Here is an 18,632-nt window from a genome sequence, read left to right as displayed (position 1 = left end):
GGACACGCACACCCGGTGGGGCATTCGCTGTGGCTGTGGATTACTCGCCCGCGGGGTGAGATCGGGGAGGAGCGGGTGATCAGTCGTCGTGGCGGACCGCGCCGCGCCCCCACAGCTCCGGGAAGCTGGCCGCCTGCGACTGCTGCCACAGGGCCGCGCGACGCGTGAGTTCGGCCTGCTCGTCGAGATAATCGTCGACGCTGTCGAGGTCGATGCGCCACCGTGGGGGAGACCCCACCGGAAGACCCCGGAGTCGTCCTTCGCGGATCAGAGACCGCACGTCCGCATGCGTGATCCCGAGCATTTCGGCGACGGCGTCCGGCGCCGCAAATCGTCCTCTGGGTGAGTCCCTTTCCGTCATGCGGTCATTATGTCCACCGTCCTGGGGACGCGGAGAAGTCACCCGCCACCCCGCCAGTCGTTCCGAGGCCGGCAGAATGCCCGCAACGGCAGGGGACTTATCGTCTGTCCGGTAGCCCCCTGACCTGTTTCCGTCGCCTCGAAATTCGCCCGGATCCTCACCCCTCGTCGGGAACGTGCCCGCGACGGCCGACCGAGACGAGGGCTCCCCGTAGGGTGGAGGGGTGTCGACACTCAGTGAACTCGTCTACGCCCAGGGCCGCTCCAGCGAGGCGGACGTCGAGTGGCTGCACCGGCTGGCGGGCGACGGGCAGCTGCTGGCCGACCTGGCGTTCGCCGACATCGTCATCTGGGTCCCCACCCCCGACGACTCCTTCGTCGCTGTCGCCCACACGCGGCCCGGGGGAGCGGCGACGCTGTTCTACCGCGACATCGTCGGCGACCGCGTGCGTCCGCAGTGGCGTACCCAGGTGCGCGAGGCTTTCCAGAGCGGTCGCATCGTCGACTCGGCATCCCCCGACTGGTTCGAAGAGACGCCCACTCGCGTGCGTGCGGTACCGATCGTGCGCGAGCTCTCGCGCGAGGGGTACGCGGTCACGACGGTGGGTGTGCTGACCCGCCACACCAACCTCGGCGAGACACGCACCCCGTCGCGGCAGCAGATCACGTTCAACGACTGCGCGGACGACGTGTTCGGAATGATCGCCTCGGCCGAGTTCCCCGACCTCTCGGCTCCCACCGCTCCGCGACGCGGTGCTCCCCGCGCCTCCGACGGACTCATCCGCCTCGACGTCGACGGCATCACCACTTTCGCGAGCCCCAACGCGCTCTCGGCCTTCAACCGCATGGGCTTCGACGACGAGCTCGAGGGCGAGTCGCTGGCCGAGGTGACCGCCCGGATCCTTCCCGCAAAGCGCCAGGACGTCGACGAGTCGCTCCCCGTCGTGGTGAGCGGCCGCGCTCCCTGGCGAGCCGACATGGAGGCACGCGGTGTGCAGGTGTCACTGCGCACCATTCCGCTTCGCGACCGCGGCACGCGCATCGGCGCGATCGTGCTCAGCCGCGATGTCACCGAGATCCGCCACCAGGAGCAGGAGCTCATCACCAAGGACGCGACGATCCGCGAGATCCACCACCGCGTCAAGAACAACCTGCAGACCGTCGCCTCGCTGCTGCGCATCCAGGCGCGCCGCACGCACTCCGACGAGGCACGCGATGCCCTCACGCAGGCCATGCGCCGTGTCTCGGCGATCGCGGTGGTGCACGACACCCTCTCCGAGGGGCTCGCGCAGAACGTCGATTTCGACGACGTCTTCGCTCGCGTGCTCAAGCTCGTCGCCGAGGTGGCCGCGGCCCCGAACACCCGTGCTCGCACGCGGACCACGGGCAAGTTCGGAACGCTCCCCAGCCAGTTCGCCACGCCCCTCGCCCTGGCCCTCACCGAGCTCGTGACCAACGCCGTCGAGCACGGCCTCGCCGGGCAGGAGGGCGATGTCGAGATCGCGGCCGAGCGCAGCGGCGAAATGCTCGAGGTCAGCGTGCGCGACACCGGCGTCGGCCTGCCCGAGGGGCAGGTGGGCCGGGGGCTCGGCACGCAGATCGTCCGCACGCTCATCCAGGGTGAACTCGGTGGCACGATCGACTGGCACACGTTGATGGGCAGCGGCACCGAGGTCACGATCGAGATCCCGCTGCGCTACATCGGCGGCTCCGCGGCCTGACGCGCCGATCCCTCCACCTCGACAACGCGAAGAAGCCCGCCCCGAGAGGGGCGGGCTTCTTCGCGTAACTATGGTCAGGAGGCGCGGCGGGCGCGAGCAGCGCGGCGCTTGAGCGCGCGGCGCTCGTCTTCGCTCAGACCGCCCCAGACGCCCGAGTCCTGACCGGACTCGAGGGCGTACTGCAGGCAGACCTCGGTGACGGTGCAGCGTGCACAGACCGACTTGGCCTTCTCGATCTGGTCGACCGCGGGGCCGGTGTTGCCGACCGGGAAGAACAGCTCGGGGTCGACGGTCAGGCAGGCTGCTTTGTCGCGCCAATCCATGGGGGTGCTCCTTGTTACAGAAAATTGGTCGATTCGGCACCGGGATTCGGGTCCGGTACCCTGGTGGGAACGCGAGCGATTGCTCGCCCCACTTCGCTGTGGGAGCACACGGCTTGTTCCATGCTCCCATAGCGATTCCGCCTGATCAAGAGGTAACCGGTAGGTTTCCAGATCGTAACGGCGCAGGTGCGCCCGCCGGGGAGGCTTTCCTGATGCCGATTCGTCTTGCGGCCGCAGCTCTCCTGGGGCTCGAGAGTGTCGGCATCCTGGCCCTCGCGGGCTGGCAGACGGTCGCCCTCATCGGCGGAGATACCGACTCGGCGGTCAGCTCGATCGCCCTCATCGTGCTCACCGTGATCGGCGCGGCCATCGTCGGCGCGTTCGGCGTCGCGACCGCTCGCGACGTCTCCGCCGGCCGATCGGGCGGGATCGTGACGCAACTGCTGATCCTGTCGGTGGCCATCGGCGCCGTCACGGGGGAGTGGGCGTCTCCCGGGATCGCCGTGCTGATCGCGGTCCCCGCTGTCGTCGGCCTGGTGCTGCTCGCCCTGGCGGTGCGTGCGGCGGCTCCGCGGCACCGCGACGACGACTGACGCGTCGCCCTCACGAGAAGACCCCGCCTACCGCTGTCGCGGGGCGGGGTCGTGGTCGTCGCAGGTCAGGCTGCGGCCAGCCCCAGGTTCTTGCGCAGACGCGCCACGTGGCCGGTGGCCTTGACGTTGTACATCGCCTCGAGGATCTTGCCCTCCTCGTCGACGACGAACGTGGATCGCAGCACGCCGGTGATCGTCTTACCGTAGTTCTGCTTCTCGCCCCAAGCGCCGTAGGCCTCGTGGACGGCGTGGTCGGCGTCGCTGAGGAGCGGGAACGTCAGCGCGTCGCTGTCGCGGAAGGCGCGCAGCTTCTCGGGCAGGTCGCGCGAGATGCCGAGCACCGTGTAGCCGGCGCCCTGCAGCGAGGCCAGGCTGTCGCGGAAGTCGCAGGCCTGGGTGGTGCACCCCGGGGTCTGGGCCGCGGGGTAGAAGTAGAGGATCACGCGGCGGCCGCGGAAGTCGCCCAGCGAGACGGGGTGTTCGTCCTGGTCGAGGAGGGTGAAGTCGGGGGCGATATCGCCCTTTTCGAGGTTCGTCACCCCTCCAGCCTAGAACGCTCGATGCCCTGGAACGTCGTCAGCAGCCGCTGCAGCGAGTCGAGCCGGGCGGCGGCTCCGGGTCCGAGGCGTCCGGACTCCACCGCCTCGATGATCGCGCAGTCGGGGGCATCGGGGAGGTGGGTGCAGCCGCGCGGGCACTCCTCGGCGACCTCGGCCAGATCCGTGAAGGCGCCGAGCACGTGGGCGGGGTCGACGTGGCCCAGCCCGAAAGATCGCACGCCCGGGGTGTCGATGACCCAGCCCGAGCCGTCGCGGCCGCGGTAGCGCAGCGACACCGCCGACGACGAGGTGTGGCGGCCGCGACCGGTGACGGTGTTGACGTGCCCGATCGCGCGCTCCGAGCCGGTGAGGGCGTTGACCAGGGTCGACTTACCGACGCCCGAGTGCCCAACGAACACGGTCGAGTGGCCGACGAGCGCCTCGCCGATCTCGTCGAGGGGCATCTCGCCCTGGGCGCTGGTGAACACCCGCAGGTCGAGTCCTACGAAGTGCGCGAGGAATTCGGTCGGGTCGGCCAGGTCGGTCTTGGTGACGACGAGCAGGGGGCGGATGCCGGCATCCAACGCCGCGACCAGATAACGGTCGACGAGACGGGCGCGGGGCTCGGGGTCGGCCGCGGCGACCACGACGAGCATCTGATCGGCGTTGGCGACGATCACGCGCTCGACCTGGTCGGTGTCGTCGGCGCTCCGACGCAGGAGAGACGTGCGCTCCTCGAGGCCGATGATGCGCCCGAGAGTGCCCTCGTCGCCCGAGAGGTCGCCGACGACGCGGGCGCGGTCGCCGTTGACGATGGGCTGCTTGCGGAGCTCGCGGGCGCGGGTGGCCAGCACCCGGCGCTCGTCGGGGCCGTCTTCGTCGACGAGCACCGTGTACCGGCCGCGGTCGACTCCGAGCACACGGGCGATCTGTGCGTCGGCGTGGGCGGGGCGTCGCTTGGTGCGGGGCCTGTTCGCCTTCGGGTTGGGACGCACCCGGATGGACGACTCGTCGTACCGGAGGTCGTCCTCGTCGTCGTCGGGATCGTCGAGCCAGCTCACGCGTCAGTCCCCGTTCACGGGCGCGAGTCGTCGAGCATGCTCTGCCACAGGCCCGCGAACTGGGGGAGCGTCTTGGCGGTCGTACCGATGTCGTCGATGCGCACGCCGGGCACGCGAAGCCCGATCAGGGCGCCGGTGGTGGCCAAGCGGTGGTCGTGGTGCGCTTTCCACTCACCGCCGGTCAGCGGCCGCGGGACGATGCGGATGCCGTCTTCGAGCTCGTGCGCCTCGCCGCCGAGCGAGCGCAGGTTGCCGACGAGGGCCGCGATGCGGTCGGTCTCATGGCCGCGGATGTGGCCGATGCCGTGCAGCGTGGTCGGCCCGTCCGCGAAGGCGGCCAGGCCGAAGAGAGTGGGGGCGAGTTCGCCCGCCGCCGACAGGTCGAGTTCGACGCCCAGGATGCCGTCATCGCCGGCGGCCACGGTGAGGGCGCCTCCGCGGCGACTGACGCGGGCTCCCATCTCGGCGAGGATGTCGACGAGGAGGGCACCCGGCTGGGTGCTGTGCAGGGGCCAGCCCGTGACGGTGACGGAGCCGCCCGTGACCATCGCGGCGGCGAGGAACGGGGAGGCGTTGGAGAGGTCGGGTTCGATCGCCACGTCTTTCGCGCGCACGGGTCCCGCGGGCACGACCCACTCGCCGGGCGCGGGACGTTCGACGTGCACGGCACGGTGGGCGAGGGCCTCGACGGTCATGTCGATGTGCGGAATGCTCGGCAGGCGCGAGCCGACGTGGCGGAGGTGGAGTCCGACGTCGAAACGCGCGGCCGCGAGAAGAAGGCCCGAGACGAACTGGCTCGACTGGCTCGCGTCGATCTCGACCTCGCCGCCTCGCACGTGTCCGTGCCCGCGGACCGAGAAGGGGAGCGCCCAGTGGCCGCCGTCGTCGATGTCGACGCCCACGTCGCGCAGGGCGTGGATCATCGCCCCCATGGGGCGGTGCAATGCGCTCTCGTGGGCGGTGACGCGCACGTCGCCCCGGGCGAAGCCGGCCACCGGAGCGATGAACCGCATGACGGTTCCCGCCTGCCCGCAGTCGATCGTGCCGTCGCCCGCGAAAGAGGAGGGGGGCGTCACCAGCAGGTCGGGGCCGAAAGGGGAGCCGGTGTCGATCTCGTCGATCCCGACGCCGAGCACGCGCAGCGCGTCGACCATGCGCGCGGAGTCGTCGGAGTGCAGGGGGCCGTGCAACGTGCCGGGGCCGTCCGCGATGGCGGCGAGGATCAGCTCTCGATTGGTCAACGACTTGGACCCGGGCACGGTGACCGCGGCATTCACGGGTCCGTCGGAGACGGGCGCGTCCCACTCACCGCGGGGACTGGCGGCGGAAGGGGAATACCCGAGGGGAGACATCGGTTCCTAGCCTACTGAAAGGGGAGGACACGTGACCGCACTTCTCGAACGCGACCGCTTGCCGCAGGCCATCCCGGTGGCCGTCGACATGCCCGACGTAGACTGGCGCGCGATGAACGACACCGCAGACGCCGGCCCGCAGGTGGAGCCCCGCGAACAGTTCGAAGAGCAGGCTCTGCCCTTCATGGATCAGCTGTACGCCGCAGCCATCCGCATGACGCGTAATCCGGCCGACGCGGCCGATCTCGTGCAGGAGACCTTCGTGAAGGCCTTCGGCTCGTGGGCCACGTTCACGCAGGGCACGAACCTCAAGGCGTGGCTCTACCGCATCCTGACGAACACGTACATCAACACGTATCGAAAGAAGCAGCGCGAGCCGTACCAGAGTGCGATCGACGACCTCGAGGACTGGCAGCTCGGCGGAGCCGAGTCGACCACCGCGAGCAGCGCCCGTTCGGCCGAGGCCGAAGCGATCGACCACATGCCGGCATCCGTCGTCAAGGACGCGCTGCAGTCGATTCCCGAGGATTTCCGGATGGCGGTGTACCTCGCAGACGTCGAGGGCTTCGCCTACCAGGAGATCGCCGACATCATGAAAACCCCGATCGGTACGGTCATGAGCCGTCTGCACCGCGGCCGGCGGCTGCTGCGCGACCTGCTGTCGGATTACGCCAAGGAGCGCGGCATCCAGGCCGCGACGGGAGAGAAGAAATGAGCGACTGCGGCTGCGACGAGGCGCGACGCGACCTCGAGGAATACCTCCGCAACGAGGTCTGCAAGACCCAGCACACCGATATCCGCGAGCACCTCGAGAACTGTCCCGGATGCCAGGACGAGGCCCTCGTGGCGCGCACGCTGACCGAGGTGGTCGCCCGTGCGTGCAAAGAGACGGCCCCCGACGAACTCCGCGATCAGGTGCTCTCGCGCCTTCGCGCCATCCAGGCGACGCACTGACGGCACCCGCGCCGGCCCGGCGCGTGTCGGAGGTGATCCCTAGGCTGGGGTCATGGCATCCACCGACACCTTGACGCTGCCCCTCGACCAGACCTCCGCCGCCGACCTCGCCGCCTCCGGCTTGGAGTACGCGCGTGTGGACGCCGAGGCAGAGGGGTTCCGTCCCTTCCAGCGCGCGGTGGCCCGGGGCTTCCTGGGCGGGGAGTCGACAGACGACGAGGCCGAGAACGCGCGCACGACCCTGCGGACCCGCCGTCTCACGGCGGTCTACGACCGTCGGGGGGTCGAGCCCGAGGTGCCCGTCGGCACGATCGACTCGTGGGCGTCGGAGCTCACGACGTCGCCCGGGCGCACGACGCCGCTGTGGTCGATCAGCGCCGTCACGGTCGCGGCGACGCATCGCCGGCGGGGTATCGCCCGCGCGATGATCGGCGGCGAGCTGCGCACGGCAGCGGCGGCGGGCTTCGCCATCGCTGGTCTCACCGTCACCGAGGCCACGATCTACGGGCGCTGGGGGTTCTCTCCCGCCGCGTGGGCCTCGGATGTCGAGGTCGACACGGGTCGTGCCCGCTGGATCGGCCCGTCGTCTCCCGGGCGTCTCGACTTCGTCCCGCGTGAGGCGGTGGCGGATCGTCTGAGCGCTGTGCACGAGCGCGTGCGCCTCCAGCGTCCCGGGTCCGTCCCCGGGTGGGACGGCCGGTGGCGTGGTGTGGCCGGTCTCGCGCCGGGCGACAAGTCCGGCGAGAAGGTGCGCGCCGTCTCGTACCGCACCGCCGACGGTGACGAGACGGGGATCCTCGTCTACGTGATCGACGAGCGCGACGACTTCTCCGCACACGATCTCGAGGTACGCGCGATCTTCGCCGTCGACGGCGAGGCCTCGGCCGCCCTGTGGCGGTTCGCGCTCGAGCACGACCTCGTCGGTCGGGTGAAGGCGTGGCTGCAGCCGGCCGTGCCGCCCGTGCAGTGGATGGTCGCCGACCGCCGCGCGGTGACGGCGACGCTCACCGACCATCACTGGTTGCGCATCCTCGACGTTCCCGGGGCGCTGGCGTCGCGCCGGTACGCGGCCGGTCTCGACGTGGTCCTGCGCGTCGCCGACCCGCTCGGCTTCGCCGAGGGCACGTGGAACCTGCGCATCGCGGAGGACGGCGAGGCGGAGGTCGTGCCCGCGAGCGACCGGCCGGTCGACGTCGAGCTCACCGTCGGTGCCCTCAGCTCGCTCCTTCTCGGCGGGGTCCGCTCCACCGAGCTCGCGCTCGCGGGTCTCGTGCACGGCGACGCCGACGTCCTGGCATCCCTCGACCGCGTCTTCGCCCCCGAGGTCACCCCGCTGCTCGACATCTGGTACTGACGGCTTCTCATAGGAATTGGCAATACGATTTCGCCGATGTCCGAATCCGTCGCTCCTCCGGTCGCCGAACGCTCACCGTCGCGCCTGACGGCTCTCGCTGTTGCGCTTCGTCGCTACGTGTCGCACAACCCCGTGGCGATCGTCGTGGCCGTGGTGGTCGTCGCGGCGGCGGCGGCGACGGGATCGCTCTGGGGCGAGGACGCCCTCGTCTGGGGAGCGGGGCCGCTGGCCACCTTCGGAAGCGGCCGGTGGTGGACGCTCGTGACCGCGCTGGTGGTCCCGGACTCCACGATCGACGCCCTCTCGTCGGTGCTGCTCGCCCTGACCGCTCTGGCCTACGTCGAGCGTCTGGTCGGATCACGGCGCACGAGCGTCTTCCTGGTGGCCATCGGATTGAGCGGCCTGGTCGTGGGCATCGGTCTGCACGCGGCGGCCTGGACCATCACCGACCTGCGCCCGGTCGTCGCCGCCGAAGTGCCCGTGCTCGACCCGACCACCGCGATCGCCGGAGCCGTCATGGCGGGGTCGGCCTTCGCGCCGACGCTGTGGCGTCGTCGTCTGCGTCTGGTGGGCTTCGCCCTCCTGGCCCTGTTCGCGCTCTACGCCGGTGACGCCGATTCCTGGTATCGGCTCTCGGCCGCGGTCATCGGACTGATCGTCGGCGCGCTCCTCGCGCGCGGCCGGGAGCGGCGCTCTTGGCACCGCAGCTCGACGCGGGAGACGCGCACCCTTCTCGCTCTGCTGGTGGCGGTCGTGGGCAGCGGACCGATCGTCGCCCTCGTCAGCGGCGGAGGCCGCGGGCCTCTCTCGCTCGTGGTCGACGCGTACACGCAGTACGACGACGAGCTGCTGTCCCAGTGCGGCAAGGTCGCCTCGTCGGTGTGCGACGAGCAGATCGCCCTCCTGATGACCCGGGGAGCAGGCCCTGCCCTTCTCGCGATCGTGCCCCTGGTCCTGCTGCTGGTGGCCGCGTGGGGCCTCCGACAGGGACGACGCTCGGCGTGGATCGTCGCGGAGTTCGTCCTCGTGGCATCCGCGGTCCTCCCCGTCGTCTCTCTTCTCGACGGGCGCCTGCGGATCGACCCCTGGGTCGACGGCAGCGGGGCGGAGTACGTGCTGTGGGCGATCGCGACGATCATGATCCCTCTCGCGCTCGCCGCGGCGCTCGCCGTCGTGCGTACCCGGTTCTCGGTGCGTGCGACCCGTCGCGCGGCGCGGGTCGTCGCAGCCGTGGTCTCGCTCGCCTTCCTCGCCTGCGCGACGACGCTCTTCGTCGTCGAGGCCATCGGTCATCGCGCTTTCGACCGCGACGTGTCGATCTTCGATCTGCTCGGTCTGACGCTGCGCCGTTTCCTCCCTCCCGCCTTCACCCACCCGGGCGGCTCGACGGCGTTCCCGCACAGCGGACCGGCTCTGTTCGCCTACCAGTGGATCGGTGTGCTGTTCTGGGCGATCGTGGTCGCCGCGATCCTGTGGCTCTACCGCCGCTCGCGCCGCCCCGCGACCGTCGACGACGGTCACTACCGCGACCTGTTGCGACGGGGGAGCGACACCCTCGGCTTCCTGGGCACCTGGGCCGGCAACCTCCACTGGTACTCCGATGACCGTGAGTGCGCGGTCGCGTACCGGCTGAGCGGGGATGTGGCCCTGGCCGTCGGCGATCCCCTCGTCCCCGAGGGTCGGCGTGCCGAGGCGTTGCAGGGGTTCACGGACTACTGCGTCGAGCACGGGTGGACGCCGGCGTTCTACAGCGTCCACGGGGACACCCTCGAGGCTCTGGTCGCCCTCGGCTGGAGGCACGTTCCGGTCGGGGTCGAGACGGTGATGGACCTGCCCGGCCTCACTTTCGCCGGCAAGTCCTGGCAGAAGGTGCGCCAGCCTCTCACCCGCGCCGAACGCGAGGGGTACACCGCCGTCTGGTCGCGGTGGCACGAGCTGAGTGTCGGTCAGGCCTCGCAGGTCGTCGCGATCGACGAGGAGTGGGTCGCCGACCGAGCCCTCCCCGAGATGGGGTTCACCCTGGGCTCTCTCGACGAGCTGCGCGACCGCGATGTCCGTCTGCTGCTCGCGGTGGGCCCGGACGAGCGGATCGAGGCGGTCACGAGCTGGATGCCCTCCTGGACGGCGGGCGAGATCACGGGGTGGACGCTCGACTTCATGCGACGGCGTACCGATGGGCCGAACGGCATGATGGAGTTCCTCATCGCCAAGGCCGCGCTGGCGCTGCAGGAAGAGGGCGCGACGGTCCTGAGCCTGTCGGGAGCCCCTCTCGCCGACGACCCCGACGAAGCCGTCGACGGTGACCCGGCCCCCCTGCGCGCGCTGCTTCGCTGGCTCGCCGAGGTGCTCGAACCCGCCTATGGGTTCGCCTCGCTGTTCCGCTTCAAGGGGAAGTTCCGGCCGCGTTACCGGCCCCTGGCGCTGGCGTACCGCGATCCCCTCGAGCTCCCCGCGATCGGCGCCGCGGTGGGGCGTGCGTACCTGCCCGATGCCTCACGCCGAGAGATGGTGGCACTCGCTCGAACCGCCTGGGAGGGCCGTCGGTGAACAAGTTCATTCTTTCGTTCGAGCTGATCGACAGCCCCCTGTTGCTCATCAGCGCCATCGTCGCCGTCCTGGGCCTGGTGGCCGTGGTCGTCTGGCGTCCCCGTCGAGTCATCGGCACCCTCGTGATCGGTGCCGCCGTCGGGGTGGTCATGTTCGTCACGGCGAAGATCCTCGAGGCGATGGACACCTTCCAGGGGCCGCTTCCGGGGGCTGCGATCTGGTGTGCGTCGGGAGCGGTGGCCGCAGTCGCCGTCGGCGTCGTCGGGATCTTCCGTGCTCCGTGGCCGCGTCGTGTCTTCGGCGTCGTCACCGTCATCGCCTCGCTCCTCGCCGGCATCCTGGGGGTGAACACCTCCTACGGAGTCACGCACAATCTCGCCGCGATCCTCGGGGTGCAGGCCCTCGACCCCGCTTCGCTTCCTCCGCAGGACGCGGTGGTGGGAGATCCCGCCACGCTGTACCAGACGTGGGAGCCTCCGGCGGATATGCCCGCCAAGGGGTCGGTCAGTGCCCTCACGGGGAGCACGAAGATCCCCACCGGACAGTACGCCGCGCGCGATGCCTCGCTCTATCTTCCGCCGGCGGCGCAGGTCGCCAACCCCCCGGCTCTCCCGCTGCTGGTGTTCATGATGGGCCAGCCCGGGTCGCCCGACCCGACGGCATTGGCCAAAGCGCTCGACGCCTTCGCCGCGAAGAACAAGGGTCTCGCGCCGATCGCGATCGTGGTCGATCAGCTGACCGCTCCGGACCGCGACCCCACGTGCGTCGACTCCAGCAAGTACGGCGCCGTCGCGACGTACATCAACCAGCTCGTGCCGCAGTGGGCCCAGAACAACCTCAACATCATCAAGGACCACCGCTACTGGGTCATCGGCGGGTTCTCGAACGGCGGTTCGTGCGCGGCGTACTACGGGGCGAAGTACCCCGACACCTGGGGGCAGATGCTCGACGTGATGGGCAACGAGTTCCCCGGGTCGGAGCACGTCGACCAGACCGTGAAAGACGTCTACAACGGGAACGCGGGTGCCTTCCAGGCCAACAAGCCCGCGGTGATCATGGCGGCGGCGGCGCCCGGCTCGTACGCCGGCCATACCGCCATCTTCACGTGGGGGAGCGAAGACAAGACCTACGGGCCGGGACAGCTCGCGAACTCGAAGGCGGCGGCGGCGGCGGGGTTCACCGTCCTGACGCACATCGTCGAGGGGGCCGGACACACCGGTGAAGCGCTGGACGGCAGCCTGGCGTGGGCCATTCCCGCCCTCGCCCCGACGCTGGGGCTGGCTGCGCCGGCATCCTGAGCCCGCGGGCGGGGTCCTGACCCCGCGGTGCGCGACCTCGAGATCCGCGCGCGGTCGATCGCATCGCGTGCCCGTGCCCTCTGGAACGGTCTTCGGCTCACCCCCGACCGGCGGTACGCCCGGGCCGGGGGTGAGACACGAGAGGCCCGACCGACACGGATGTCGATCGGGCCCCGCAGTGTTCGATATCAGCGCGCGAGCGCTTCTTTCATGATGGCGGCGTGCTCGCTCGCGTGCACCTTCGGCGAACCGGTCGCGGTCGACGCCGCAGCCGCGCGCGAGATGCGACGGATCGAGCGGCCACCGAGCTGGTCTGCGACCTCGAGGGCGATGAACGGCCACGCACCCTGGTTCTCGGGCTCGTCCTGAACCCACACCAGCTCGGCGTTCGGATACTGCGCCAGCACGCTGGTCAGTTCCTCGATCGGTGCGGGGTAGTACTGCTCGAGGCGCACGAGGGCGATCTCGGGGTTGGGGTTCTTGTCGAGCTCGGCGCGCAGGTCCCAGTGGATCTTTCCGGCGTGCAGCAGGACGCGCGTGACGGCGCTCTTGTCGACACCGCGGTTGTCGTCGAGCACCGGCTCGAAGCGACCCTCGAGGAAGTCCTCGACGGGGCTCGTCGCGCCGCGCAGACGCAGCATCGCCTTCGGGGTGAAGACCACGAGGGGGCGACGGGGGCGCTGGTAGGCCTGACGGCGCAACAGGTGGAAGTACGACGCGGGCGTCGAGGGGCGGGCGACGATCATGTTGTCCTGCGCGCACATCTGCAGGTAGCGCTCGATGCGAGCCGAGGAGTGGTCGGGTCCCTGACCCTCGTAGCCGTGGGGCAGCAGCAGGACGACGCTCGACTGTTGCGCCCACTTCTGGTCGGCCGACGAGATGAACTCGTCGATGACCGACTGGGCGCCGTTGGCGAAGTCGCCGAACTGCGCCTCCCACAGCACGAGCGCATCGGAGCGCTCGACCGAGTAGCCGTACTCGAACGCCATGGCGGCGTACTCGCTCAGCAGGGAGTCGTAGACCCAGAAGCGGCCCTGGTTCTCGCTGAGGTTCGCAAGCGGCAGCCATTCCTGACCGTTGTCGCGGTCATGCAGCACCGAGTGACGCTGCACGAAGGTGCCGCGGCGCGAGTCCTGACCGGCGAGACGCACCGGGGTGCCTTCCATCAGCACCGAGCCGAAGGCGAGCAGCTCACCGAAGGCCCAGTCGATGTTGCCGTTGCGGCTCATGTCGTGGCGCTTCTCGAGCAGCTGCTGGAGCTTGGTGTGCACCGTGAAGCCGTCGGGCTTGTTCACGAACGCGTCGCCGATGTGCTGGACGACCTCGCGCGAGACGCCGGTGGTCTCGGGCGCGCCGACGGCCGGTTCTTCGGCCGCGTCCATGGTGACGACGGGGTTCGTGCCGGTCTCGGCCTCGTGCGTATCGGCGAAGGCGACCTCGAGGCGGTTCTGGAAGTCCTGCTTCGCCTGCTCGTACTCGTCTTCGGTGATGTCACCGCGACCGACGAGCGACTCGGTGTAGAGACGGCGGACCGAGCGCTTGGCCTCGATGAGGTTCGTCATCAGGGGCTGGGTCATCGAGGGGTCGTCGCCCTCGTTGTGACCGCGGCGGCGATAGCAGACGAGATCGATCACGATGTCGCGGTGGAACTCCTCGCGGTACATGAACGCGAGCTCCGCGGCGCGGACGACGGCCTCGGGGTCGTCGCCGTTCACGTGCAGGATCGGCGCCTGGATGGCCTTCGCGACATCGGTGGCGTACACCGAGGTGCGGGCGTCGGTGGGCGTGGTGGTGAATCCCACCTGGTTGTTGACCACGACGTGGATCGTGCCGCCCGTTCGGTAGCCGCGCAGCTGCGACATCTGTAGGGTCTCGACCACGACGCCCTGACCCGCGAACGCGGCGTCGCCGTGCACGAGGATGGGCAGCCACGAGAACGTGCCGATGGGCTTGCGGTCCTGCTTGGCGCGGACGATGCCCTCGAGCACGCCGTCGACGGTCTCGAGGTGCGAGGGGTTGGCCGCCAGGTACACGGGGAGCTCGTCGCCGGCGTCGCCGACGAAGGTGCCCTCGGTGCCGAGGTGGTACTTCACGTCTCCGGAGCCGCGCTTGCTGCCGATCGCGACGGCGCCCTCGAACTCGCGGAACACGTGGCCGTAGGTCTTGCCGGCGATGTTGGTGAGCACGTTCAGGCGACCGCGGTGGGCCATGCCGATCGCGGCACCGTCGAGGCCGGCCGAGGCCGCACCCTGCAGGATCTGGTCGAGCAGGGGGATGAGAGACTCGCCGCCCTCGAGGCTGAAGCGCTTCTGGCCGACGTACTTGGTCTGCAGGAACGTCTCGAACGCTTCGGCCTGGTTGAGCTTCGACAGGATGCGCAGCTGCTCGTCGTGGCCGGGCTTGGTGTACTTGACCTCGACGTTGCGCTGGAACCACTGGCGCTGGGCCGGGTCCTGGATGTGCATGTACTCGACGCCCATGGTGCGGCAGTAGGAGTCGCGAAGGACGCCCAGGATGTCGCGGAGCTTGGCGACGCGCTTGTTGCCGAGGCCGCCGGTGACGAACTCGCGGTCGAGGTCCCAGAACGTGAGGCCGTGCGATTCGATCTCGAGGTCGGGGTGCGTGCGCTGCACGTACTCGAGCGGGTCGATGTCGGCCATGAGGTGGCCACGCACGCGGAAGGAGTTGATGAGCTCCTGCACGCGGGCGCTCTTGTCGATGCGCTCCGAGATGTCGACGCTGATGTCGGCCGCCCAGTGGATGGGGGCGTAGGGAATGCGCAGGGCGGCGAAGATGTCGTCGTAGAAGCCGCGCTGCCCGATGAGCAGCTCGTGCACCTTCTTCAGGAACTCGCCCGAGCCGGCACCCTGGATGACGCGGTGGTCGTAGGTGCTCGTGAGCGTGATCGTCTTGCCGATCGCCAGCTCGTTCAGCGTCTTCTCGCTCGCACCCATGAACTCGGCGGGGTAGTCGAGTGCGCCGGCGCCGATGATGGCGCCCTGTCCTCGCATGAGGCGCGGGACCGAGTGGACCGTGCCGATGCCGCCGGGGTTGGTGAGGGAGACCGTGGTGCCCTGGAAGTCGGCCGGCGTCAGCTTGTTGTTGCGCGCGCGGCGGACGAGGTCTTCGTACGAGGCGAGGAACTCGCCGAACGTCATCGTGTCGGCGCGCTTGATGCTCGGCACGAGCAGCGCGCGCGAGCCGTCGGGCTTGGGCATGTCGATCGCGATGCCGAGGTTGACGTGCGCGGGAGCGACCACCGAAGGCTTGCCGTCGATCTCGGCGTAGTAGACGTTCTGGCTCGGGAACTCCTTGAGCGCCTGGATCAGCGCCCAGCCGATCAGGTGGGTGAAGCTCACCTTGCCGCCGCGCGTGCGCGACATGTGGTTGTTGATGACGATGCGGTTGTCGATCATCAGCTTCGCCGGGATCGTGCGCACGCTCGTCGCGGTGGGCACCGTGAGCGAGTCATCCATGTTGGATGCCAGGGCCTTCGGCATCCCCTTGAGGACCGTCACGCGGTCTTCTTCGGTGCTCTCGGCGGCTGCGGAGGGAACCGCGCTCGGAGCCTGAGCGGGAATCGGCTGCGGCTTGGCCGGCTTGGCCGTGGTGCGGGCGACGGGCGCCTGTCCGACCACGGGGATGGGAGCCGTCACCGGCTTGGGCTCGGACGCCGTCGACGCCTGCGGCGCGGAGGGCGGGGGAGCGGCGGCGGAAGACCCGTCGACGACCGGGTGGTACGCCTCCAGGATCGGCCACCAGGCCTTGTCTACGGAGTGCTTGTCGACTTTGAACTGTTCGTAGAGTTCGTCTACGAGCCACTCGTTCGCGCCGAACTCGCCCTCGCTCGAAGTACCGACGCCCGTCACCTGGCTCGACACAGTCGATCGCCTGCTTTCCTCGATGAAGATTCCTGTGGATACGCGAACGTCGCCGTGCCGCGTAGGTGCCAGCCTAGCCGAGGAATCTGGACGTCCTTCGGGTCTTTCCCCCGCCCTGATGTGGTGAGGTGGATGCCATGGAGTTCTCCGGCGCGCAGCCCGATGTCGACCTGACGTACTCGGACGTCTTTCTCGTCCCCCGCCATTCCGAGGTGCGCAGCCGCCTCGACGTGGATCTCGCCCCCGCCGACGGCAGCGGCGCCACCATCCCGTTGGTGTCGGCGAACATGAACTCGGTCACGGGTACGCGACTCGCGGCGACCCTGGCGCGTCGCGGCGGCCTCGGCGTCCTGCCCCAGGACATGGCCCTCGACGACCTCGTCGAGGCCGTGTCGTGGGTCAAGGCGCAGCCGACGGCGTGGGACACCCCGCTGATCCTTCCGCCCGAGGCCACCGTCGCCGACGCGCGGCGCATCCTTCCCGCCGTGCCCGGCCGGGGCATCGTCGTGGCCACCGCGGGGGAGGACGGCGTGGTCGCCCTCTCGGACGTGCGCGGCATCGTGCCCGCCGGGCGCCTGGCCACGGCCCTGCCCGACGCGACTCTCGGCGACATCGCGCGCCGCGACGCCGAGCCCGTCGACGCGGCCGACGTGCACGACCCCCGCGAGGTCTTCGCGCGGATCGAGGCCGCGGGCGTCGACATCGTCCCGGTCGTCGACGGCGACCGTCTGGTCGGAACGCTCTCCGCGCGCAGCGCCCTCCGCGCCTCCGTCTACCGACCGGGCGTGGACGCCCGGGGTCGTCTCATCGTGGCCGCGGCGGTCGGGGTGAACGGCGACGTCGCCACTAAGGCGCGCGCTCTGGCCGATGCCGGTGTCGACGTCCTCGTCGTCGACACCGCCCACGGTCACCAGGCGCAGATGCTCCGCGCGCTTGACGCGGTCGCCGCTCTCGACCTCGGCATCCCCATCGCCGCCGGCAACGTGGTGACCGCCGACGGCGTGGCCGACCTCACGGATGCGGGGGCGACCATCCTCAAGGTGGGAGTGGGACCGGGCGCGATGTGCACGACCCGAATGATGACCGCCGTCGGTCGGCCGCAGTTCTCGGCTGTGCTCGAGACCGCCGAGGCGGCACGCAGCGTCGGCGCGCACGTCTGGGCCGACGGTGGGGTGCGCTACCCCCGCGACGTCGCCCTCGCGCTGGCCGCGGGCGCGGCATCCGTCATGGTCGGCTCGTGGTTCGCCGGGACGATCGAGGCTCCCGGAGAGCTCCTCACCGACGCGGGCGGGCGGATCTACAAGGAGTCGTGGGGCATGGCGTCGACGAAGGCCGTGCAGGGGCGCTTCGGCGGTCTCGACCCCTTCGAGCGCGCCCGCAAGGAGCTCTTCGCCGAGGGGATCTCGTCGTCGCGGATCTACCTCGACCCGCAGCGCCCGGGGCTCGAAGACCTGCTCGACATGATCACCTCGGGCGTGCGCTCGTCGTTCACCTACGCCGGAGCGGCCACCGTCGCCGAGTTCCACGAGCGCGCGCGTGTCGGTCTGCAGTCGGCCGCGGGCTACGACGAGGGCAAGGCGCTGCCGGTCAGCTGGTGACCACGCGTTCGAGGCCGGCCGCGGCCTCGAACGTGATCCAGGCGCCCAGCTGGACCGAGAGGTCCAGGTCGTCGCCCTCCGACCGCGCGGGCCGACGCGGGTCCGCCGGAAAGAGGCCGTCACGGCGCCCCTCCCACAGGGCGTCGGCGTTGCGTTGCACGAGACGCCGGGCCGTGTGCGAGAGGGCGTCGCCCTCGGCATCCCCTCGCTCCGCGAGATCCCTCGCGGCCTGGGCCAGATAGCGGGCCAGGATGCCGGCGAACAGTCCGCCGTCGCCCCCTCCGGCACCCGGGAACAGGCCGTCGTCTGCGGAGCACCACCGCTCCACCGCCCGCACGAGCGCCCGGGCGCGTTCCACGTGCGGGCCCGCCTCGTGGGCCGGGTCCGCCAGGGCGGGCTCGCCGAGCACCAGTTCGAGACCGATCACGGCGCCCTGGTTGTACGTCCACAGCTCGGGGCGTGTCACCCCGCGTTCGATACCGTCGCGCACGAGACCGGTGGCGGGATCGTCGAGGACGGATGCCATCCACGCGGCCAGACCGGCCGCCTCGGTCCGTCGTCCGGTGACCGCCAGCACCATGCCGCCCGGGGCGTTGGCCGGGGCGTTGTACAGCTCGCTGTCGACGCTCCAGGCGAGCGCGCCCACGGCCGGGTCCACGGCATCGTCGAGGACGCGCGCGATCCTGCGCAGCGCACGGGGATGCCGTCCGCTGCGGGCGAGGGCCAGGCCCATCCAGGCGATGTCGTCGTAGAAGGGCGTGGTCCAGCGGCCGATCGTGCGCAGCGCCACCCCGCGCCCCACGCGGCGCAGGAGGAGGCGTCGACGCGCGTCGGGCCGGTGGGTCTCGGCGTCGGCGAGGACGTGGAGCAGGTGCGCGTGCCACCAGTAGTGCCACATCCGGGGGTTCTCGCGACCGCCGAGCGAGGCGTGCGCCCACGCGACGGGCCCGTAGCGGTGGAGGTAGCGCTCGAGCACCGAGTGCTCCGCGGAGGCGGCGCGCTGCTGCGCCGGGGTGTCGGCATCCATTCGCCCATCCTCTCCAGTGCGCAG

15 protein-coding genes are annotated in these 18,632 nt (G+C 70.4%); 8 read left to right on the top strand and 7 right to left on the bottom strand.

Going from position 1 to position 18,632, the window contains the following annotated elements; translation table 11 throughout:
- Window positions 1–79 precede the first annotated feature (79 nt).
- Window positions 80–304: a helix-turn-helix domain-containing protein gene (locus tag QE454_RS00240; RefSeq protein WP_309668781.1), complete on the bottom strand. Its 225-nt coding sequence runs from the start codon at window positions 302–304 to the stop codon at window positions 80–82.
- 280 nt (window positions 305–584) lie between these two features.
- On the opposite strand from QE454_RS00240, the gene QE454_RS00235 reads away from it, so the two are divergent.
- Complete coding sequence (locus tag QE454_RS00235; protein ID WP_210072077.1) at window positions 585–2,081, top strand: sensor histidine kinase; 1,497 nt, start codon at window positions 585–587, stop codon at window positions 2,079–2,081.
- A gap of 74 nt (window positions 2,082–2,155) precedes the next feature.
- Here the strand turns inward: QE454_RS00235 and QE454_RS00230 are convergent, their stop codons facing one another.
- The gene (locus tag QE454_RS00230) at window positions 2,156–2,404 is read right to left on the bottom strand and encodes a WhiB family transcriptional regulator (protein WP_013583608.1); all 249 of its coding nucleotides are present in this window, start codon (window positions 2,402–2,404) and stop codon (window positions 2,156–2,158) included.
- 212 nt (window positions 2,405–2,616) lie between these two features.
- On the opposite strand from QE454_RS00230, the gene QE454_RS00225 reads away from it, so the two are divergent.
- Complete coding sequence (locus tag QE454_RS00225) at window positions 2,617–2,997, top strand: histidine kinase (protein ID WP_307459240.1); 381 nt, start codon at window positions 2,617–2,619, stop codon at window positions 2,995–2,997.
- A 65-nt stretch (window positions 2,998–3,062) separates the two neighbouring features.
- On the opposite strand, the gene bcp is transcribed toward QE454_RS00225, so the two are convergent.
- From bcp to aroA, 3 genes are read right to left on the bottom strand one after another with little or no spacing between them, the layout of a single operon-like run.
- Window positions 3,063–3,536 carry a thioredoxin-dependent thiol peroxidase gene (gene bcp / locus QE454_RS00220; RefSeq protein WP_210072075.1) on the bottom strand — a complete coding sequence of 158 codons (474 nt, stop codon included), beginning with the start codon at window positions 3,534–3,536 and terminating at the stop codon, window positions 3,063–3,065.
- Window positions 3,533–4,597, bottom strand: coding sequence for a ribosome small subunit-dependent GTPase A (gene rsgA / locus QE454_RS00215; RefSeq protein ID WP_267786413.1), 1,065 nt, complete (start codon window positions 4,595–4,597; stop codon window positions 3,533–3,535). The genes bcp and rsgA overlap by 4 nt, the downstream gene beginning before the upstream one ends.
- Before the next feature lie 14 nt (window positions 4,598–4,611).
- Window positions 4,612–5,949 carry a 3-phosphoshikimate 1-carboxyvinyltransferase gene (gene aroA, locus QE454_RS00210; protein ID WP_307459242.1) on the bottom strand — a complete coding sequence of 446 codons (1,338 nt, stop codon included), beginning with the start codon at window positions 5,947–5,949 and terminating at the stop codon, window positions 4,612–4,614.
- A 112-nt stretch (window positions 5,950–6,061) separates the two neighbouring features.
- Here aroA and QE454_RS00205 point away from each other — a divergent pair, with 112 nt between their 5' ends.
- The 5 genes from QE454_RS00205 to QE454_RS00185 are packed head-to-tail and all read left to right on the top strand — an operon-like array spanning window position 6,062 to window position 12,102.
- Window positions 6,062–6,664 (top strand): sigma-70 family RNA polymerase sigma factor, encoded by a 603-nt coding sequence (locus QE454_RS00205; RefSeq protein ID WP_307461217.1) that lies wholly within the window; start codon window positions 6,062–6,064, stop codon window positions 6,662–6,664.
- Window positions 6,661–6,903, top strand: a complete 243-nt coding sequence (locus QE454_RS00200) for a zf-HC2 domain-containing protein (RefSeq protein ID WP_210072072.1) — start codon at window positions 6,661–6,663, stop codon at window positions 6,901–6,903. The genes QE454_RS00205 and QE454_RS00200 overlap by 4 nt, the downstream gene beginning before the upstream one ends.
- A gap of 52 nt (window positions 6,904–6,955) precedes the next feature.
- A complete protein-coding gene (locus QE454_RS00195; RefSeq protein WP_307459245.1) occupies window positions 6,956–8,257 on the top strand; it encodes a GNAT family N-acetyltransferase in 1,302 nt (433 codons plus the stop codon).
- A gap of 36 nt (window positions 8,258–8,293) precedes the next feature.
- Window positions 8,294–10,804, top strand: coding sequence for a bifunctional lysylphosphatidylglycerol flippase/synthetase MprF (locus QE454_RS00190; protein WP_307459250.1), 2,511 nt, complete (start codon window positions 8,294–8,296; stop codon window positions 10,802–10,804).
- Entirely contained in the window at window positions 10,801–12,102 is a 1,302-nt protein-coding gene (locus QE454_RS00185) for an esterase family protein (RefSeq protein WP_307459253.1), read from the top strand. The genes QE454_RS00190 and QE454_RS00185 overlap by 4 nt, the downstream gene beginning before the upstream one ends.
- Window positions 12,103–12,290: 188 nt before the next feature.
- On the opposite strand, the gene QE454_RS00180 is transcribed toward QE454_RS00185, so the two are convergent.
- Complete coding sequence (locus QE454_RS00180; protein WP_210072068.1) at window positions 12,291–15,983, bottom strand: multifunctional oxoglutarate decarboxylase/oxoglutarate dehydrogenase thiamine pyrophosphate-binding subunit/dihydrolipoyllysine-residue succinyltransferase subunit; 3,693 nt, start codon at window positions 15,981–15,983, stop codon at window positions 12,291–12,293.
- Window positions 15,984–16,120: 137 nt separating this feature from the next.
- Here QE454_RS00180 and QE454_RS00175 point away from each other — a divergent pair, with 137 nt between their 5' ends.
- Complete coding sequence (locus QE454_RS00175) at window positions 16,121–17,581, top strand: GuaB1 family IMP dehydrogenase-related protein (RefSeq protein ID WP_307459256.1); 1,461 nt, start codon at window positions 16,121–16,123, stop codon at window positions 17,579–17,581.
- Here QE454_RS00175 and QE454_RS00170 read toward each other — a convergent pair.
- Window positions 17,571–18,608 carry a hypothetical protein gene (locus QE454_RS00170; RefSeq protein WP_307315615.1) on the bottom strand — a complete coding sequence of 346 codons (1,038 nt, stop codon included), beginning with the start codon at window positions 18,606–18,608 and terminating at the stop codon, window positions 17,571–17,573. The two genes, QE454_RS00175 and QE454_RS00170, sit on opposite strands and share 11 nt — an antisense overlap.
- Window positions 18,609–18,632: the final 24 nt, after the last annotated feature.

This window comes from Microbacterium sp. SORGH_AS_0454, from assembly GCF_031453395.1.
Lineage (GTDB): Bacteria > Actinomycetota > Actinomycetes > Actinomycetales > Microbacteriaceae > Microbacterium.
This window is presented reverse-complemented; position numbering and strand designations above follow the sequence as displayed.

Bases quoted from the DNA above. Each gene is read 5' to 3' on its own strand.
- QE454_RS00205 (WP_307461217.1), top strand. From the start codon at position 6,062: ATGAACGACACCGCAGACGCCGGCCCGCAGGTGGAGCCCCGCGAACAG.
- QE454_RS00200 (WP_210072072.1), top strand. From the start codon at position 6,661: ATGAGCGACTGCGGCTGCGACGAGGCGCGACGCGACCTCGAGGAATAC.
- QE454_RS00195 (WP_307459245.1), top strand. From the start codon at position 6,956: ATGGCATCCACCGACACCTTGACGCTGCCCCTCGACCAGACCTCCGCC.
- QE454_RS00190 (WP_307459250.1), top strand. From the start codon at position 8,294: ATGTCCGAATCCGTCGCTCCTCCGGTCGCCGAACGCTCACCGTCGCGC.
- QE454_RS00175 (WP_307459256.1), top strand. From the start codon at position 16,121: ATGGAGTTCTCCGGCGCGCAGCCCGATGTCGACCTGACGTACTCGGAC.
- QE454_RS00240 (WP_309668781.1), bottom strand. From the start codon at position 304: ATGCTCGGGATCACGCATGCGGACGTGCGGTCTCTGATCCGCGAAGGA.
- QE454_RS00230 (WP_013583608.1), bottom strand. From the start codon at position 2,404: ATGGATTGGCGCGACAAAGCAGCCTGCCTGACCGTCGACCCCGAGCTG.
- aroA (WP_307459242.1), bottom strand. From the start codon at position 5,949: ATGTCTCCCCTCGGGTATTCCCCTTCCGCCGCCAGTCCCCGCGGTGAG.
- QE454_RS00170 (WP_307315615.1), bottom strand. From the start codon at position 18,608: ATGGATGCCGACACCCCGGCGCAGCAGCGCGCCGCCTCCGCGGAGCAC.
- QE454_RS00225 (WP_307459240.1), top strand. From the start codon at position 2,617: ATGCCGATTCGTCTTGCGGCCGCAGCTCTCCTGGGGCTCGAGAGTGTC.